General features: G+C 60.3%; 15 protein-coding genes and 1 tRNA gene. 7 read left to right on the top strand and 9 right to left on the bottom strand.

All coding sequences use genetic code 11. The annotated features are described in order from the left end of the window. Positions 1 to 376: hypothetical protein (locus L6R21_02120; protein MCK6557969.1), on the top strand; the 376-nt coding region annotated here is incomplete at its 5' end. Here L6R21_02120 and L6R21_02125 read toward each other — a convergent pair. The 4 genes from L6R21_02125 to L6R21_02140 form a co-directional block, all read right to left on the bottom strand. Then, complete coding sequence (locus L6R21_02125) at positions 373 to 750, bottom strand: hypothetical protein (protein MCK6557970.1); 378 nt, start codon at positions 748 to 750, stop codon at positions 373 to 375. The genes L6R21_02120 and L6R21_02125 overlap by 4 nt on opposite strands. Positions 751 to 852: 102 nt before the next feature. Then, complete coding sequence (gene ablA, locus L6R21_02130) at positions 853 to 2244, bottom strand: lysine 2,3-aminomutase (protein ID MCK6557971.1); 1392 nt, start codon at positions 2242 to 2244, stop codon at positions 853 to 855. 68 nt (positions 2245 to 2312) lie between these two features. After that, on the bottom strand, positions 2313 to 2675 hold the full coding sequence (locus L6R21_02135) for a hypothetical protein (GenBank protein MCK6557972.1): 363 nt from the start codon (positions 2673 to 2675) through the stop codon (positions 2313 to 2315). A gap of 3 nt (positions 2676 to 2678) precedes the next feature. Next, positions 2679 to 2936, bottom strand: a complete 258-nt coding sequence (locus L6R21_02140) for a hypothetical protein (GenBank protein MCK6557973.1) — start codon at positions 2934 to 2936, stop codon at positions 2679 to 2681. Positions 2937 to 3135: 199 nt separating this feature from the next. Between L6R21_02140 and L6R21_02145 the strand changes: the two genes are divergently transcribed. After that, entirely contained in the window at positions 3136 to 5217 is a 2082-nt protein-coding gene (locus tag L6R21_02145) for a Gfo/Idh/MocA family oxidoreductase (protein ID MCK6557974.1), read from the top strand. 192 nt (positions 5218 to 5409) lie between these two features. Beyond that, positions 5410 to 5727, top strand: coding sequence for a hypothetical protein (locus L6R21_02150; GenBank protein MCK6557975.1), 318 nt, complete (start codon positions 5410 to 5412; stop codon positions 5725 to 5727). Positions 5728 to 5768: 41 nt separating this feature from the next. Here the strand turns inward: L6R21_02150 and L6R21_02155 are convergent. Beyond that, positions 5769 to 5867 (bottom strand) — tRNA-Sec (locus L6R21_02155). Positions 5868 to 5924: 57 nt separating this feature from the next. Next, positions 5925 to 7013, bottom strand: coding sequence for a prolyl oligopeptidase family serine peptidase (locus tag L6R21_02160; protein MCK6557976.1), 1089 nt, complete (start codon positions 7011 to 7013; stop codon positions 5925 to 5927). A 482-nt stretch (positions 7014 to 7495) separates the two neighbouring features. On the opposite strand from L6R21_02160, the gene L6R21_02165 reads away from it, so the two are divergent. The 4 genes from L6R21_02165 to malQ all read left to right on the top strand — a co-directional run bounded on the left by L6R21_02165 (position 7496) and on the right by malQ (position 10669). Further along, positions 7496 to 7876 (top strand): hypothetical protein, encoded by a 381-nt coding sequence (locus tag L6R21_02165; protein ID MCK6557977.1) that lies wholly within the window; start codon positions 7496 to 7498, stop codon positions 7874 to 7876. A gap of 264 nt (positions 7877 to 8140) precedes the next feature. Beyond that, positions 8141 to 8752: a DUF5706 domain-containing protein gene (locus L6R21_02170; protein ID MCK6557978.1), complete on the top strand. Its 612-nt coding sequence runs from the start codon at positions 8141 to 8143 to the stop codon at positions 8750 to 8752. Between the two features lie 47 nt (positions 8753 to 8799). Then, positions 8800 to 9150: a DUF3307 domain-containing protein gene (locus tag L6R21_02175; protein MCK6557979.1), complete on the top strand. Its 351-nt coding sequence runs from the start codon at positions 8800 to 8802 to the stop codon at positions 9148 to 9150. A 4-nt stretch (positions 9151 to 9154) separates the two neighbouring features. Next, a complete protein-coding gene (gene malQ / locus L6R21_02180; protein MCK6557980.1) occupies positions 9155 to 10669 on the top strand; it encodes a 4-alpha-glucanotransferase in 1515 nt (504 codons plus the stop codon). A 168-nt stretch (positions 10670 to 10837) separates the two neighbouring features. On the opposite strand, the gene L6R21_02185 is transcribed toward malQ, so the two are convergent. The 3 genes from L6R21_02185 to L6R21_02195 form a co-directional block, all read right to left on the bottom strand. Beyond that, positions 10838 to 11728 carry a hypothetical protein gene (locus tag L6R21_02185; GenBank protein ID MCK6557981.1) on the bottom strand — a complete coding sequence of 297 codons (891 nt, stop codon included), beginning with the start codon at positions 11726 to 11728 and terminating at the stop codon, positions 10838 to 10840. 113 nt (positions 11729 to 11841) lie between these two features. Then, positions 11842 to 15858: a hypothetical protein gene (locus L6R21_02190; GenBank protein MCK6557982.1), complete on the bottom strand. Its 4017-nt coding sequence runs from the start codon at positions 15856 to 15858 to the stop codon at positions 11842 to 11844. Positions 15859 to 16103: 245 nt separating this feature from the next. After that, the gene (locus L6R21_02195) at positions 16104 to 17258 is read right to left on the bottom strand and encodes a hypothetical protein (protein MCK6557983.1); all 1155 of its coding nucleotides are present in this window, start codon (positions 17256 to 17258) and stop codon (positions 16104 to 16106) included. Positions 17259 to 17283: the final 25 nt, after the last annotated feature.

Raw genomic sequence — 17283 nt, forward strand, 5'->3', positions numbered from 1 at the left:
ACAGAAAACCGCCAGGGATAAACTCGCCACGCTGACCGCTTGGCGCTGGCCGATTGAGTCGACCATTGAAGAATGCAAGGGCGAACTCGGCATGGATCACTATGAAGTGCGCAACTGGCGCGGCTGGCATCATCATCTGACCATGACGATGTTGTCGCATCACTTCCTGGTGCGAATGCGCGTCGAGATGGGTGATGAAGCGCCGGCGTTGACGGTATCCCAAGCCCGGCACTTGCTGCAAGTGGTATTGCCGAAACGCAAGTTCGAGGCCCAGATGGTGCTTGAAGAAATTCAAAGAACGCAAAAGCAAAATTACGCGGCCTATCGCTCACATCGAAAACACCGACGAAAACAAAAACGAGCAAAGCCGACTTAACGTTGTAGTATTAACCATAAAAGATTTTTGCCGGCATGGCGCAGGAGATGATAGCGCACCATGGTCGCGGCCGCGACCGGCAGGCTGCCGAGCAAGGGCCATTCGCTGCTCGGCCGCAGCGTGAACCACGCCAATCCTTCCGCAACCAGATAGAACAGCGGCAGCAAATTCACCCAAAGCGCAGTCCAATGCGGCAGGAAATCCGGCGAGGAAAATGCCGGCAAAGGATAGCCCATATCGGCCGGCGAGCGCGCCACCAGATAGAACAGGAACAGCAGAATGAGAATGATTTCGCTGAGAAAGCGCCGGTCGAAGTGATGGCGCAGATAATTGCGGTAGTAGCGCAGGCGGGTGCGAAGCAGGAGTGTGAGCATTTCTTGAACGCTTTGGGGCCCAGTCCAACCGCGCGCGGGTTGTGCCTCGTCAAACACCCTGCCGCGTGCCACAGCGGCAGGGTGGGAGGCGGGATTGCGGTTCTACTCGGTTTTGGCGGTTTCTTCCGGTCGAGCAAGCTGAATGACGGGGTGGGTCTCTGTGCCGATGCCGAACGGCCGCCATTTCGTTTCGTCTTCGCTGCGCAGGCGATGCTTGGCGCCGCCGCGGGCATGAGTCTTTTCGAAATCCTTGGGCTCGATAAGGAGTTCACGGCCTTCCAACAATCCCAGCACGCCTTCCTGGCCAGGCTCGGGCCGGCGCTCGACTTGCTGCTCCAGCGGTTTGATGAGATTCGCGTCGTAAGCATCAGGTTCGGAATAGACCGTGATCAAGCCCTCGAAGTTGCGCAGCACGACCCGGTGTGAGCCTTGCGAAATGAGATAATTGGGCATCACCGGAATTTTGCCGCCACCGCCCGGCGCGTCGATGACGTAGGTGGGAATGGCATAGCCGGAGGTGTGGCCGCGCAAGCCTTCGATGATCTCGATGCCCTTGGCCACCGAGGTGCGCAGATGGCCCGCGCCCTCCACCAAATCACATTGATAAAGATAGTAGGGCCGCACGCGGATTTTCACCAGCTCGTGCACCAGCTTGCGTTGCAGATGCACCGAGTCATTCACCCCTGCGAGCAGCACGCTTTGATTGCCGAGCGGAATGCCGGCGCGCGCGAGCAGGTCGCAGGCGCGCGCGACTTCCGGCGTGATTTCCTTGTGATGGTTGAAGTGGAGATTCATCCACAGCGGATGGTATTTCGCCAGCATTTCGCACAGCTCGTCGTCGACGCGCTGGGGCAGAAAGATGGGAACGCGCGTGCCGATGCGGATGATTTCGATGTGCGGAATGGCGCGCAACTGCGACAGCAGATAGTCCAGCATCTTGGGCGGCAGGATGAGCGGGTCGCCGCCGGAGAGCAGCACGTCGCGCACTTGCGGGGTGTTGCGCAGGTATTCGAGCTGCAGATCGTATTCTTTGCGGTTGAATTGCGCGCTGGGATCGCCGACGATGCGGCTGCGGGTGCAATAGCGGCAGTAGCTCGCGCATTGCGTGGTGACCAGCATCAACACGCGATCGGGATAGCGGTGCACCAATCCCGGCACGGGCGAATGCCGGTCTTCGGCCAGCGAGTCTTCCATCATCGAGGTGAACGGCACCAGCTCTTCTGCGGTGGGAATCACCTGCCGCCGGATAGCGCAGTCACGGCTGTCCGGTTCGATCAGGCAGGCGAAGAATGGCGTAATGTCCACGCGGAAGAGGTTCTCTGCGGATAGCGCTTTTTTCTCGCTTTCAGTGAGATTGATGACCTGGGAAAGCTCGGCCACCGAGTTCAAGCGGTTGCTGAGTTGCCAGCGCCAGTCGTCCCATTTTTCGTTGGGAACGTCGGCCCAGATTTTGGGTCGCGGGGTGCGCGCCAAGCTTCCGTTGTTGCCGTTCATAAAGGACATGAATGTTCTCCTGTGCGATTGCGCAGTAAAGGGCTGGGATGTTATTCAAACTTAAAATTTCATTCTTCCACGATGACTTCGTAAGTTTTAAAATTCAATGTGATGATTTTGCCGTCCAGCAATCGCGTGCCGATCAACGCTTCATGATCATCTGTAAGACTGATCAAAACAGTGAGAGGGGTGTTGTCAATGATGATCGTACCGAGATAAATCGCCTCCGTCACGCTGGCCCCATTCGCAAGAACATACTTATCAGTGCCGACGAATTTCAAATCGCATTCATCAAAATATTTACGCGGCAGACAAAATTCATCATTGAATCCCGTATCTAAAACGGCCACAAGCGGAATCCAGTTTTTACGTCCAACAACGTAAACGTCTTGGATTTTGGGCACCAAGTCCTTATCGATCAAACCGTGCATATGTCATCTGCGCTTATACATCGCCTGGTGACCAACTCGAATAAAGTGAAAAACGCCGCCCGGAAAACGTTTTTTTGCCGATATCGCAGCGGCCATTTTAGAGTCGCCGAGGAAGCACTCGCCGCTTTCAGGCTCAATTGCTACTATTTTTCCATGATAAAGCTTCTCAAAGTCTGCCTTATACCGCTCGGCATAAATCCGCTCCGCTTTTTCGGCAAAGGCAGTAAGATCAAAATCCGATGACATTGACATGGTTTGCATATGGCCACCTTTGATTTTAATCGTGCAGCTTGCACATATGTATTCGAAACCTGCACGAAGGTACTCTTTGACAATCTAAAAAGCAAAATCTTTTGCATCAATCATAGGAATTGCGCATATTCTGCCACCCTTCATTCAAGCTGAGAAACCATAATCGAAGCTGAAAGAATATTCTGCAAGCGCGAGTTTCATCACCATCATGAAGACCCTCACACTCGATCAGGCTGATCGCAAAGACGCGCTGCTGCAAGCGCTGTTGCGACAAAGTATTTTTCAAGACGTCCCTTCTCATCTCACCAGACAAATCACCGCCGCCATGTTCCGCTCGTTCGGCAAGGGCGAAACCCTCCTTCAAGAAGGCGCGCCGGCGGAAAATCTCGTGTTGATCCTGCGCGGCCAGGTCAACATCATGCGCGGGCAGACCTTCCTGGTGCGGCGCGGCCCTGGTGAGATGATCGGCGAGCAGGGCGTGATCGATCAAGCGCCCTACAGCGCGGACGCCGTTGCCCACGACGAAGTGGACGCCCTGTTGATTCCCGCCGGCTTGGCGCGCGAACTGTTGCACGACTATCACTTCACCCTCAACATCATCAAAAGCCTGTCTGGAAAATTGCGTGAAGCCACGCAGGAGCAAGCCATTCGCTTTGCCGCCGAGGAAAACATGTTTGCCGCTTTTCGCAGCCACGTGCATCCGCGCGTGCTCGATGATTTGCTCGCCAAAGGCCTGGAGGAATACGGCGCGCCGCGTTACATCGATTGCGCGATTCTGTTTTGTGACATGCGCTCCTACACTTCGCTTTCGCTGGAGGCGGCGCCGGAGGCCATTGTCAATGAGCTGAGCCGCTATCTCAATGCCATGATCGAAGTGATTCACAGCCACGGCGGCATGATCGACAAGTTCATCGGCGACAACGTCATGGCGGTGTGGGGCTTCGAACCGCCGCACGAAGGCGCAGCGATCAAGGCGCTCGATTGCGCGCTGGAAATGCACGAAGTGGCGCAGAAATACTCCTTCGGCGGCCAGCCCATCAAAATCGGCACGGGCTTGAACTACGGCACGGTGTTTTGCGGCAACGTCGGCAACGAGCGCAAGCGCCAGTTCACGGTGCTGGGCCAGCCGGTGAATCTCGCCTCGCGGCTGGAGGCGCTGAGCAAGATGCTGGATTCGCCGATCGTCATCGGTGAAAGCTTCTACAACGAGCTGCCCTGGCCGCGGCAGCGATTGTTTGCAGCGCATCACGACGTCGAGGTGCGTGGGGTCGGCACCATCACTTGTTACTCGCTGCGCCGCGAGCTGAACAGCCGCAAACTCGTGCGCTGGGGTTTGATCGGCTGCGGCGACGTCACGGAAAAAAAAAGTGGCCCGGCTTACCGCAAGGCGATGCACAGCGACCTGGTGATGGTGATGCGGCGTGATGCCGCCAAATGCCAGGACTATGCGCGGCGCCACGGCATCAAGCTGTGGACCACCTCCGCGGAGGAGTTGATCAATCATCCCGCGGTCGAGGCGATCACCATCGCCACGCCGCCGCATATGCACTGCCACTATGCCCGCCTGGCCGCGGCCGCCGGCAAACCCACCATCGTGGAAAAGCCGATGGCGCGCAACTATGGCGAATGCCTGCAAATGCTGCAGGCGTTCGAAGCCGCGGGCGTGCCGCTGTTCGTGGCCTATTATCGCCGCGCCTTTCAGAAGTTTCAGCATTTGCGCAGTGTGGTGAGCCGCGGCCGGTTGGGCGCCATCAAACGGGTGCAGTTGCGCTATCGCCGGCGCTTTACGCCCATTGATCCGCAGGCCGTGCCCTGGCGTTTCAATCCCGAAATTGCCGGCGGCGGCTTGCTGCTCGATCTCGGCAGCCATGCCATCAACATTTTGCAATTTTTGTTTGAAGATGCGCCGTGGCAAATCATCTCAGCGCAGGTTGAGCCGGGCTTGGGGCCGTTCGATGTCGAGAAAAGCGTTGCAGCGCTGGTCAAGATCGGCAATGACATTACCGGTGATTTGTTGTGGGATTTTGCCGCGGAGAAGCCGGAGGACTGGGTGTTGATCACCGGCGAGCGCGGCGAGGCGGAGTTCAGCGTATTTGCCGAGCGGCCTTACACCATCACCACGCGCAGCGCGGGCTGGGAGACCTACCCGTTTCAAGCGCCCGAGCACGTGCAGCAGCCGTTCATTCAAATGGTGGTGAATCATCTCTGCTACGGCACCGAAGCGCCCTCGGAGGGCAAGTCGGCGGCCTCGACAAGCTGGGTCCTGGACAAGATTTTGGGGCGAATCTGATGCCGGCGTTGTGGCCGGCAGAACAGAATCCTCTTGATTTTTGCGCATGCCCGCCTATTTTTCCGTGCGAAACAGGCTGGCGTTCCATTCTGAGTTAGGCAAGCCAATCGCATAACCATTGCAGAAATCGTCACACGTGCCTGCCGGTTGCGCCGGCAACAGAATCCCCAAAATCCTGGAGGATGATGCCTCATGACTTACACCTACAAAGAGCTGAAGCACAAAACCCTGGCCGAGCTGCGCGACCTCGCCAAGGACATGCAACACGAAGCGGTGCAGGGCTACACGCAGTTGAACAAGGAGCATTTACTCAAGGCGTTGTGCACGGCGCTCGACATTCGTGAACATCACGAAGTCGTCGGCATCGACAAAACCGCCATCAAGTCCAGGATCAAGGCCTTGAAGCAGGAGCGGGAACAAGCGCTGGCCACGCACGACAGCAAGCAGCTCGCCGCGGTGCGCAGCCGCATCAAAACCTTGAAGCGCAAGCTGCGCCGCGCCATGGTCTGAAAACAAAACGGCCTGGAGAACACTCCAGGCCGTTTTGTATTTGGCGGGAACGTGTGAGAATCGAACTCACCCTTCGGCGCGCGAGCGCCGAAGCAACGGTTTTGAAGACCGCGGAGGCCACCAGGCTCCCATCCATTCCCGAATGAATCACTCATGCCAGGCGAAGCCACAAGGCACCGGCCCGGCGCACCGCACTTCTACACTCCGCCCGCCAGCAGCCGCGCCAGGAAAGTCTGCGTGCGCTCCGGGCTGCCCGGCAACGTGGCGGGATGATGCTGGCCGCCGGGATAGAAGTTGAAGTCAAAATCAGCGGCCGGCCGCGCCAAGCCCTGCAACACCTCGCGCAGGCGCTCGCCCTCACTCACCGGCACAACGGTGTCCTCAGTGCCGTGATGCAACTGCAACGGCGGCAGCCGCCGGGCAAAATAGACGGGCGAGCGGCGCAGCAATTCCAGTCGAGCCTCGGCCAGCGTCAGCGTGCCGGCTTGCAGCGGCAACAACAGCGTCTCATTGAAATAGTCCAGACCGGGCAGATCTCTGGGATTGCCCAGCAACGCCTCTTCCGCCACCTGTTGCACGAATTGGCCGAGAAAGTCCGTAGGCCCAAAAAACTCCACCACGAGCTGCAGACGAGGATCGCGAATTGCCATCAACATCGCCACGCAGGCGCCGCGGCTGACACCCAACACGCCCAGGCGGTTGGGATCAGCGGCGGGCGTGTTGGCCAGCGCGGCCTCGAGCAAGGCCAGGGCATCATCGACGTCACGATCCCACGGACTGGGCGGCCCCGCCGAAACATATTCCCGCGAGTAGAAGTCCACCGGCTCGGAACGAAACGAGGGCGCGACATAAACAAACCGGCCGGCATTGGTGCCATTCATGACGGTTGCGATGTAAAGCACCTCCGGCACACTGATGCCGCCTTCTCCGCCGTGCGTGTACACCAACACCGGCAGGCTGTGGCCGGCCGCGCCATTGGGAACGATGATCAAGCCGTAATGCTTCAGCCCATCCACTGTGTGCGAGACCACTCGTACCGTTGCCGTTCCCGTGCCGAGATAAGTCGTGGCCTTCGCCACTTCCACAAAATCTTGCGCCGGCGCTTTCCGGCTTTCCCAGTCACGCAACACCGTCTCAATCTCACCTTGGCTCGGCGGCGCAAACAGCGCCGTGAAATCGACGCCTGCCACCACCCGGCTGGCGGCTGCCGTGGGCGATTGGCCAGTGCAGGAGACCAGCAGCAGAGCGCAGCTACAGGCCAGAAGGAAACGGCCGTATCTGTTCATTATCGTATTCTGCCTCGCGATGCCGAGAGATTTCACACGAAGTCTTTGCCGGAGGTGGATCAACGCAGCGCCAAACTAATCAACCCGCTGCACAATTGCAAGCGCAGCCTCTGCGCGGTTGTCAGCTTGCCTTGACGTTCGCTGCTTGCGACATTTGTCGCGATGAATCACAGCACAGGTTCAGCCATTTTCGCCTCTGTCCGTTTGTCTGTCACAATGCCGCGACAGCAAGCGCAGGTGATCGCGGTGATCGTACCAAGCGCCGGCAGAGATAAGTGTGAGTGCGGGAACTCAGATACCACGACGCCGGCGGCGTATGCCGCGCCTGGCATGGCCTTTGAAAGAGTGTTTCAGCCTAAAACAGCCGGTCCAAAATCTTTTGCGGAGGTGATGCCAGCCCAACCAAACAGAATGTGATTTGCCGTTGCCGCCCGACCAGTCAGAGTCAAGAAGGGATCTCTCACTCATCAACGGATGGAACCATGAAACACGGGAAAGAGGGTCGTTTCACCAGTGGCATGGTATGGCTCTTGAGCGGTTTCCTGCTGGCGGGCGCAAGCCTGTCGCCGGTTTGCGTTCAGGGGCAAACTGTCGAAAAAAAGACCCGGCCCGCTCTAACTGCCCGCCGCATGTTCCCGCAGCCGGGCAAACAGAGTGCGCGCGCGCCGCGGCCGGACAAGGCGACGCGCGAGGAGCTGCTGGCCAGGCTGTTGCAAACGCAGCGCGAACTGGCTGCGTTGCGGGCACAGCGTGACCACCTGCTCAAAGCGCTGCAGCAAATCGAGCAGCGCATGCTCACGCGCTCGCAGCGTTCACCTCGGCGCACATTGATTGCGGAGAAGCGCATCCGGCCGAGCGCCTGAGCGGCATTACGCGGTGCAGTGTTTTTCTGGTTGGCTGCCTTTCTTGACTTTGCAGGGAAGCAAAGCGCTTGGCCGCACCGGAGCTGAAGGCAGGGAAGCCCGCCGGCTCCGGTGCCACATTATCTCCCCCACCTGCTCGCGCAACCCGCCCCGTCGAAAAATCCCCTTGCCTTTCAAGCGCTTTTTGCGCATTATTTCGCGCCTTACTCCAGCTTGATGCAGACGAACGCGCGGGTTCTACGGCAATGCGAAAGAAGGTGGTCAATGATCGATCCTCCCGATGAGAACAACGATCTCACCCCGAAGAAAAAAAAGAAAGAAAAAGACCGGAACCGTCTCAAGGCCAAGAACGCCGATCGCGCGATGGACAACATGTTCCGCATCGTGATCAACACGCATCTGCAGCTCAGTGCGATGGCGGACAACAAGGCCAACATGTTGATTACCGTCAGCTCCTTGATTCTTTCCCTGTCGCTGGTGAATTTCAACGATCCCACTCTGCAGCCGACCATCGTCTGCATGGGGTTGACCTGCGTGGCCACGATTTTGCTGGCGGTTTATGCCACTCTGCCCAATCTGCCCCCGCGCGTGGCGAAGCCGGATCCCCACAGCGCGGGATTTAATATCATCTTTTTCGGATATTTCAGCCAGTTGGAGTATCCGGTTTTCGCGCAGGAAATGCAAAAAGTGATCAACGATCGCAGCCGCGTCTATGATTCCCTGGCGCGCGATCTCTACAATCTCGGCAAGGTGCTGGGCGACCGCAAATATCGCTTCATTCGCATGAGCTATCTGGTGTTCATGGTTGGCCTGGTGATCAGCTTCGTGACCCTGCTGGCCAGTTTGGCCACCACCCCCACGGTTCCGATCGAGTGAAGGGCGGGGCAGCCATGGAAACGCCAAGCCGGCATGAGGCGCGCTGAATGGATCAACTCATTTGCCATTTGATGGGGGATTACGTACTGCAGACCGACTGGATGGCGCGCACCAAGATCTCCAGTCTCTCTGCCGCCATCGTGCATGCGCTGGTGTATTCCCTGCCGTTCACCCTCATCACCGGCTTCAGTTGGGCGCTGCTCGTCATCTTTGCCACCCACGTGGTGATCGACCGCTACCGGCTGGCGTCGTACATCATGCGTATCAAGCAGTGGTCGTGGCGCGGGCAGAACCCGCTGCCGCCGCCGCCGCCGGAAATCAGCACGATTTTACTCATCGTCATCGACAATACCGTTCATCTCACCATCAATTATCTATCCATCAAATATTTGGGCTGACCACGTGATTTTTTCCCGATCCAGCGGTGTACTGCTGCATCCGACTTCGCTGCCCGGCCGTTTGGGCCTCGGCGATCTCGGTGCCGCGGCATATGCTTTCGTCGACGCATTGGCAGAAATGTCGCAACAGTTGTGGCAGGTGCTGCCCCTGGGCCCCACCGGTTACGCGAATTCACCTTATCAATCCTTCTCGGCCTTTGCCGGCAATCCGCTCCTGATCAGTCTGGAAAAGCTGGTTGAAGAAAACTGGCTGCCGCCGGCACGTCTCGCGGAAGCGCCGGTCTTTCCTGCCGCGCGCGTTGATTATGGCCGGGTGATTCAGCACCGGCTGCCGTTGCTGCGTGAGGCCGCCGCGAACTTTCAAGCGCAGGCCGCCACCTTCGAAAAGAAAGCTTTCGAAGAATTCTGCGCAAGCCAGCGCGCCTGGCTGGAAGAGTATGCGCTATTCATGGCGCTCAAGGAAGTGCACGCGCTGCGACCGTGGACCACTTGGCCGGCCGACTTGATCCGCCGGCAGCGCAAAGCGCTGCAGCATTGGCGCCGCGAGCTGGCCGGTGAAATCTATTGCCAAAAGTTTTTTCAATTCCAATTCTTCAAGCAGTGGGCGGAGTTGAAGGCGTATGCGCGCGCGCGCGGCCTCCAGATCATCGGCGACATTCCCATCTTTGTCGCGCATGACAGCGCCGAGGTCTGGTCGCATCCGGAGTTGTTTCACCTCGACGAGCAGGGCCAGCCCACCGTGGTCGCGGGCGTGCCGCCGGATTATTTCAGCGCCACCGGCCAGTTGTGGGGCAATCCGATTTATCGCTGGGAGCGCATGGCGGAAACCGGCTTTGCCTGGTGGATCGAGCGCTTTCGCGCCACGCTGCAGCTTGTGGATTACATCCGCCTGGATCACTTTCGCGGCTTTGAGAAGCACTGGGAAATTCCCGCGGGTGAGAAGACCGCGATCAACGGCACGTGGGTGGAAGGCCCGGGCGCGCGCTTTTTTGAGGCCGTGCTCGCGGCGCTCGGCCAACTGCCCCTCATTGCGGAGGATTTGGGCGTCATCACCCCGGAAGTGGAAACGCTGCGCGATCAGTTCGGTTTTCCCGGCATGAAGGTGTTGCAGTTCGCCTTTGGGCATGATGAACGAGTGGTGCGCGGCCTGATCGACGGCTTTCCCGAGAACGCCGTCATCTACACCGGCACGCATGACAACGACACCACGCTGGGCTGGTTTCAGAATCCCGGCGGCCGCCAGCCGGAGGAATTCGAAGCGGAACGTGTCACCGTCAGGAAGTTTTTGCAGAATGACGACAGTCAGATCAACTGGGAATTGATCGAAGTGGCGATGAAATCAGCCTGCCGCGCCGCCATCATTCCGCTGCAGGATTTGCTCAGCCTGAGCTCCGAAGGCCGGATGAATCTGCCCGGCACCACCGAGGCCAATTGGGAGTGGCGCTTTACCGCCGACATGCTGACCGCGGAAATCCGCGCACGGTTCAAGGCCATGACCATGCAATACGGCCGCGCCTGAAGGGAGCGACCGTCGCGCGGTAAAAATCATCGGCGGCAGGTGGATTGAATCAGAAGACAAAAACAAAAAGCCGGCGTGGCGGCAATGCCACTCCGGCTTTTTGCATCTATGTTGAAGGGGGGAAATCCGGTACGCAGGCCGATGCCGCGGAAGGGAATGGACGGCGCACTATTGCACGAGAAACTCCCCCTCCACGCTCAACACTTCCAAACTGCTGTTGTTGTGATCGCGCACCACGAAATCCGACAACCACAGGCGGTAGAGGGTGCCGGGCGTGATTCCCGTCTCGATTTGAAAATCGACATCAAACAATCGCAGCGGTTCCAGCAGCGGCGGCAGGCTGCGGCCGGTGTCATCGAACATGACGATGCGCAGCGTGGGCATGCCGGCCGTGTCGATGAGGTTGCTGTCAAGATTCTGCAGCGGCAGGTTGCTGTCTTTCACCAAACCGCGCGGCTGCAGGCCGAGGCGCGCGGGGTTCCCGCTGACATGGGCATGGACATCAAGCTGGAGGCCGCGCAAGGCATCGGCACTGATCAGAAAGATCGGCACCGGATTGCGGGGCGAACCAGGCGCGCCGGATCCGCTGCCGGCGATCATCACCACGCGACGCCCGGGAATCGGCACCGGGAACAAGGTCACGGTCACCTGCTGTTCTGCGCCGGCAGCGATTTGCAGGCCGGCTTGCACGCCGCGGTACTCCAGCACGCTCTCCACTTCGACATCATCCGACCAGGCTTCCACCACCAGGCGACGTTCCTCGCCGGGCGTCACTTCCAAACCGACGTTGAAAATCGAATCACCGGGCGCAATGCGGGCGGTGGCGCGCGCCAGCGTGTCGGCCGCGAACAGAACGTAAATCTCGATGCGATTGATCTGCTGCGCCGCCCGAGGTTTCAGCCGGCGAACACCCTCCGCGGCTGGGTGCAGCGTTCCCCGCACGAACTCGAGTTGCAGCGCCAGGGTGGCCGGAGTTGAAGCGGTGGGCGATGACGAAGAGCAGGCTGACAGCGTCAGCGCCGCCGCGGCAGCGCCAAGGATTTTGAGTGCGAATTTCATTTGACTCGAAACGTTGCGTCCTTCCACGAAAGCAAACTTCTCAGAAGCCACTGCCGGCGCGGCGGCCTCGGATTCTTCAATTGTGCCTCTCGCTGCGGGCTTTGCCCAATCTTCTACTGCACGACGAAGCGGGTGAGCTTGCGTTCGGCGCCTGCAAGCAATTCCAAAAAGTAAGCGCCATTGGCGACGGGCAGGCCCTTGGCATTGCGGCCCTCCCAGCGTAGGGAATAGCGGCCGGCCGGCTGCACGCCGGGCGCGAATCGCCACACCTCCTGGCCGAGCAGATTGTAGATTTTGGCCTCGACCAGCGCTGCCGCGGGCAAGTCATAGCGCCATTGCAGCGCCTGGTGCCGGCGCCGCTGCAGCGGATTGGGATAGCCCGCGGACAGCGCGAACACTTGCGGCAACTCTGTGCTACCGCCGCTCAACTGCGCGTCGAGCGCAAGCATCTCACCGCTGACACTCAAGCCGGTGGCGGCAATCACGGATTCTACTGTGAGCGCCAGCGGCAGATCGATCACCGCTGCGCCGGGTTCGGCTGTGGCCTGGCTGAGCACCGGCATCACCAGCAAGCTCATTTCATCATTGTGAATTTGCCAGCGCGCTTCCCAGGCGCCGGAGCGCACGCTGCGGCCGCTTTGCTCGGGAGAGCGGCCCGCCAGTTTCCATTTGGCCTGCCAGGCGCGCAACGCGTGCGGCGCCTGCCAACGCAGCCGGGTCATCGTCGCCGCAACCGGCTCGGCCTGCAATTCGAATTTACCCGCCGCGACACCGGCCAGGCTGGTTTGATTCAAGAGCACGTCGACGATGGCGACCAGATCCGCGACGTCGATGCGGTCATCGACAAAGGCGTTGGCCGCCCAGCAGCTCTTGTCGATCACGCTGGTGCGGCGCTGCAGGATGACATCGACGAGATAGAAGAGATCGCGCAAATCCACCAGGCTGTCGAGATTGGCATCGCCGCGGCGCGGCACCCATTCCCGCAGCCGCACGCGATTGTTCGTGGTGTTGCCATCCGCGGTGTCGGAGCCCGCCTCGAACAGGAGATCATTGATGCCTTCCTGCAGCGGCTCCGCGGCGAACGCGACATTGAAGTTCGCGCCCAACTCCAGCGTGGGCACGTTGACCTGCTGGCGCACCGCGCCGCCCAGCAGCAGGCGGGCAGTCGTAGGGCCGGAGGCGCCGGGGCCGGCATTGGCCACCACGAACGAAGTGCGGAAATTGTAAGCGGCCGCCAGGCAACTGTCCAGCGCGGCACCGACAGCCTGCGCCTGGAGATCCGGATAGCGCTGCACGGCCAAGCTGACGCCGATTGGCAGATCACCGGCGGTGGAAGCAATGCGAATGAGGGCGCTGTAATTGCCCGGCGGGAGGCCGGTCAAATCGACGGCAACGGTCAACGAATCCAACTCGCTGCGGGTGTCGCCGGCAGCGGGCGCAACCTGCAGCCAGGCTTGATCCACGGTGGCGAACCAATTCAATGAACTGCCGCCGGCGTTGCGAATGATTATTCGTTGCGGCGCCGGATTGGGTCCGCGCGGCAGGGCGGTGAAGGACAGACTCGGCGGATCGACCGCGAGCACCGGCGGTTGCGGATTGACGAGGAAGCTCACGGTCACCACTTGCGTGCCGCCATTCGATTCGATGCTGAAGAACCCGGAATAACTGCCGGCGCGCACAATCGAGATGCTCGACACCACCCAGACGGTATCCACCTCCCTGCTGGTCGTGCCGGAGGCCGGCCAGGCCGAAAGCCAAATGAAGTTTTCATTCACGCTCCAGTTCAACGTGCCGCCGCCGGTGTTGGTGATGAGCACGGGCTGCGGCGGCGGATTCACCAAACCCTCGGTGGCGGTGAAACTCATGTTGGTGGGGGTGGCGCGCAAGGCCGCGGGCAGCGGGCTGACTTCCAGCGCAATCGTGACCACCGCTTCCCCGCCGTTGGAGCTTATTCTGAGGCTGCCCTCGTAGGTGCCGGCCGTGAGCGTGGCCGTCGTCACGCGCACGCCGATCTGATCGGCTTCCTGCGTGGTCGAGCCGGTGTCGGGAAATACCGCCAGCCAGGGCTGATTACTCGTCACCTGCCAGCGCAACACGGTGTTGCCGGCATTGTTGATGGTGAGGTTTTGCAAGGGCGGATCCGGGCTGCCCTGGGTGGCGGCAAAGCGCAACACGGCTGGTTCGACCGCGAGCCTGGGTTCCGCCGGCCGGATGATCAGCGTCACCATCACGGTGGCCGCGCCGCCGTTGGAAGCAAGGTTGAGATGCGCCAGATGCGTGCCGGGCGCCAGCCCTGCCACGCTTACACTCACCGTCACTTGTTCGGTTTGCGTGGTGATCAGGCCGCTTTGCGGATTGGCGCGCAGCCAGGGTTGATCGGCAACCAGGCTCCAATTCAAAACCCCGCTGCCGCTGTTGCGAATGCTGAAAACCTGCGGCGGCACCGGATCGGTTTGATCGACGATAGCGGTGAATTGCAGGCCGGCACTGGACACCGCCAGCGTGGGCGCTTCCAGCACGGTGAAGCCGATCGGCGAGGGAATGTTGTTGTCTTCGTTCTGCTCGGGGATTTCCCGGGCTTGATCCACAATCATCCCGAAGAAGTACAGGCCCGGCTCGAACGTGCCGAGATTGACCCGAAAAGCGCGGCTTTCACCGGGCAGCAGCAGGGGAACTTGCACGGGCACGATCGCGACGATTTGCAGCGTGCGTTGGCTGAGCACGCGCGCCACCACGGAGGAGTTTGCCGCCGGCGCGCGGCCGTCATTTTTGATGAGGAACCGCGCCAGCACCGAGTCGGCGCGCGTGGGATCGACATTCACCACCTGCAGACTGTCGGCGGCCAGATCCGGCAGGACGGATTGGGTGATGATGCCGGCCACCCGCGGAAAGTCGGAATTGGGATCGCGATCATTGCCGTCATAGACCAGGGCATAATTGCCGTAAACCGAGCCGGCCGCCTCCACCTCAATCGCCATGCGCGCAGAATCGTTGGGCGTGCGGCCCAGCAGCCGAACCTCGCTCATCGGCTTGCCGAAACGGTCGAAAATCTGGCTGCGGAGGAGATTGAACTCTTTTTCAGTGGTGCTCAGCTCGGACCAAAGCGAGGCAAACGTGGAATCACTCAAGGCCAGCACCGTCGCCGGTGAGGGTTTGGTTTCACCGGCGGAGCCAGAATTGATTTGAAAGGAAGCAGCCAACGGCCGGGCGTCGAGATCAAAGCGCTGCGCGATCAGCCGCGCGCCGGAAGCGGCATCATTCCACTGCACCAGAATTTCCTGCGGGGAGAGAAAAGTCAGGTTCGGGTGAACGACGTTGCGCTGCGCGATCACGGTGGCGGGCGTGCGCAGTTTGCCGGCATCTTCGAGCACGCACAGAAAGATCTGTTCGAGGTTGCCGTCGATCGCTTTCCAGGTGGCCGCGACCAGGCCGGTTGTGGAAACGGCAAGATCGAGTTTTTCTCCGGTGGCCAGATTGGCTGGACCTTCGTAGAGCGGGAAGGTGTTGCTCAGAGGAATGCCGCTGCTGCTGAAGTATCTTGCCGCGACGCGCGCCGGCAGACCCAGCGCCGGCAAAAACGGCTCGAGCCAGGCCACCAACACGCGGCCGCTGGCGTCGACCACCACGCGCGGCTGCAGCGCCGAAGTTTGGGGGTTTTCCCGCAGCGCGAACTTGTCGCTCAGCGGTTTCAAAGCGCGGCTGAAGACTTGCGCGAACACCTCGCTGGTTGCGCTGGTGCGCGATTTTTCCTCCCACACCACCCACAGCGAATCACCGGGCGTGAAGAACAAGTTGGGTCCGGCGAAAGCCAGCGTGTCATCGGAAAAAATCACCGGGACGATGCCGCTGGGCAGAGGCCGGCCGATGGCGTCGAATTGGCGCAGCAAAACCGCTTCGCGGCGCTGGGCCCGCGCCTGCCAAACAAAGGTGGCATACTCCCGCCGGTCGAGGGCAACGGCCGGCGAGCTGACGGAATCGCTGCGCGGCTGCTCATCGATCTTTATCAGCGCCACCGCGGTATCCGGCGGCGTGGTTTGCGGGAATGTCGTCTGCGCCACGCCGAGCCAAATCAAAAATCCCAGTCGGGTGGCCGCCAGCAGCGGAGAGGTTTTGAGGTGAGTGCGTCGCATCAGACTCTGCAATTGAGGTACATGAATGAGATCACGATCTTGCGCTCAGCGCGGGCAGAGCATTGCCGGGCGCTGTTTGCTCGCAGCGGCCGCGCTTTCACATCTGTCCGAGACTGCAGCCTTTTGGCGAAATCGTTCCGGCAACCGCGTGGCCGTTGCGTTAAGGACTCTGAGGCTGCCATGGGGCTCGAAGTTTTCAAGACCTCGGTTTAGCCGAGGCCGAAACATTTTCGGACGGAAACTCTCTAAAACTGGGCCTTCAACCAAGCTCCCAAACCGTAACCGTTCAGATCGAGGTTCCTGCGTTGGTTGTCCTCCGCGCTGCCGCTGGCGTAGTCCGCGGTGGCGCCGAGCATGAAGTGCTCCGACAGCTTGGCAGTGAGCCGCAGGCCCAGGCGCGCAATGCCGGCGCGGTTGAGCTGCTGCACCGCGCTTTCACCGAAATGATTGAAGTGCAAATATACGCCGGCTTGCATGCGCGCCGTGAAATCGCGCAGGAAAACCAGCCGGGCATAACTGCTGTTGTCGATGTAGTAGTGTTCGGGCGGCAGGCCGGCAGCCACGGTCGGGAGGACTTTGTTCTGGTCTTTCCAAATGTGCGTGAGGGCGAGTTGGCCGCGCCATGCCGGCGCAAACCGCCAATCGAGGCTCGCGCCCGGTTCGAATTGCCAGCCCTGGCGGAAGAAGCGCTGGCCGGCGAGTTTGTCGAATGCAAAGGACTGGCCGAGCAGGCTCACGCGCCACGCCAGCACCGGGTCGAGGCGATTGAGCACCATCGTGAAAAGGTAACGCTGGCCCGGCTGATAGCGGATCTCGCTGTCCCGGCGGAATTCGAACGCACCGGGCATCACCCAGGTGGCGCCCAGACCGAGGCCGAGCTGATCGCTGAAATTCAAAGCATGCGCCAGCGTCACCTCAATATCGAAACCAGCACCGTAGCGCTGCAGCGGGAAGCCCAGAACGTTTTCGCTGAGGGCATTGACCACGGCGTTTTCGTCGTCATCCAGCTTGTTCTTGCCGGCGGGCAGATTGACGCCCGCGCCGAGAAACCAACGGCTGCCGCCCAAGCTTTGCGACAGCCGCAGCCGCACGTCGCTCAAGCCGTTGCACTCGCGCGTGCTGGCCAGTTCGGCGCGCGAAAAGCCGCCGGCCGTGCCCAGCGTGAAAGTCGTGTGCCGCAACACCGGAAGGCTGAGGCTGGTGGGCAGATAGGTTTGTTGAATCCGCTGCGTCTGGCCGCCAGACTTCAGCTCCCACGACAGGAAGGAAGCGCTTTGGGTGAATGAAAAAAGCTCAGCGGAATATTCGAAGCGCGGCTGGCCGTGCAGGCCGGCGGCGAGCAGCAGCAACATCCCTGCAGCGCGGGGAAAGAGGTGAATTTGTCGGTGCGTTGCTTTCATGCCAGGTTCAGCCCGGGTACCGGTC

The sequence above is a fragment of the bacterium genome (assembly GCA_023150945.1).
Taxonomy (GTDB): Bacteria; Zhuqueibacterota; Zhuqueibacteria; order Zhuqueibacterales; family Zhuqueibacteraceae; genus Coneutiohabitans.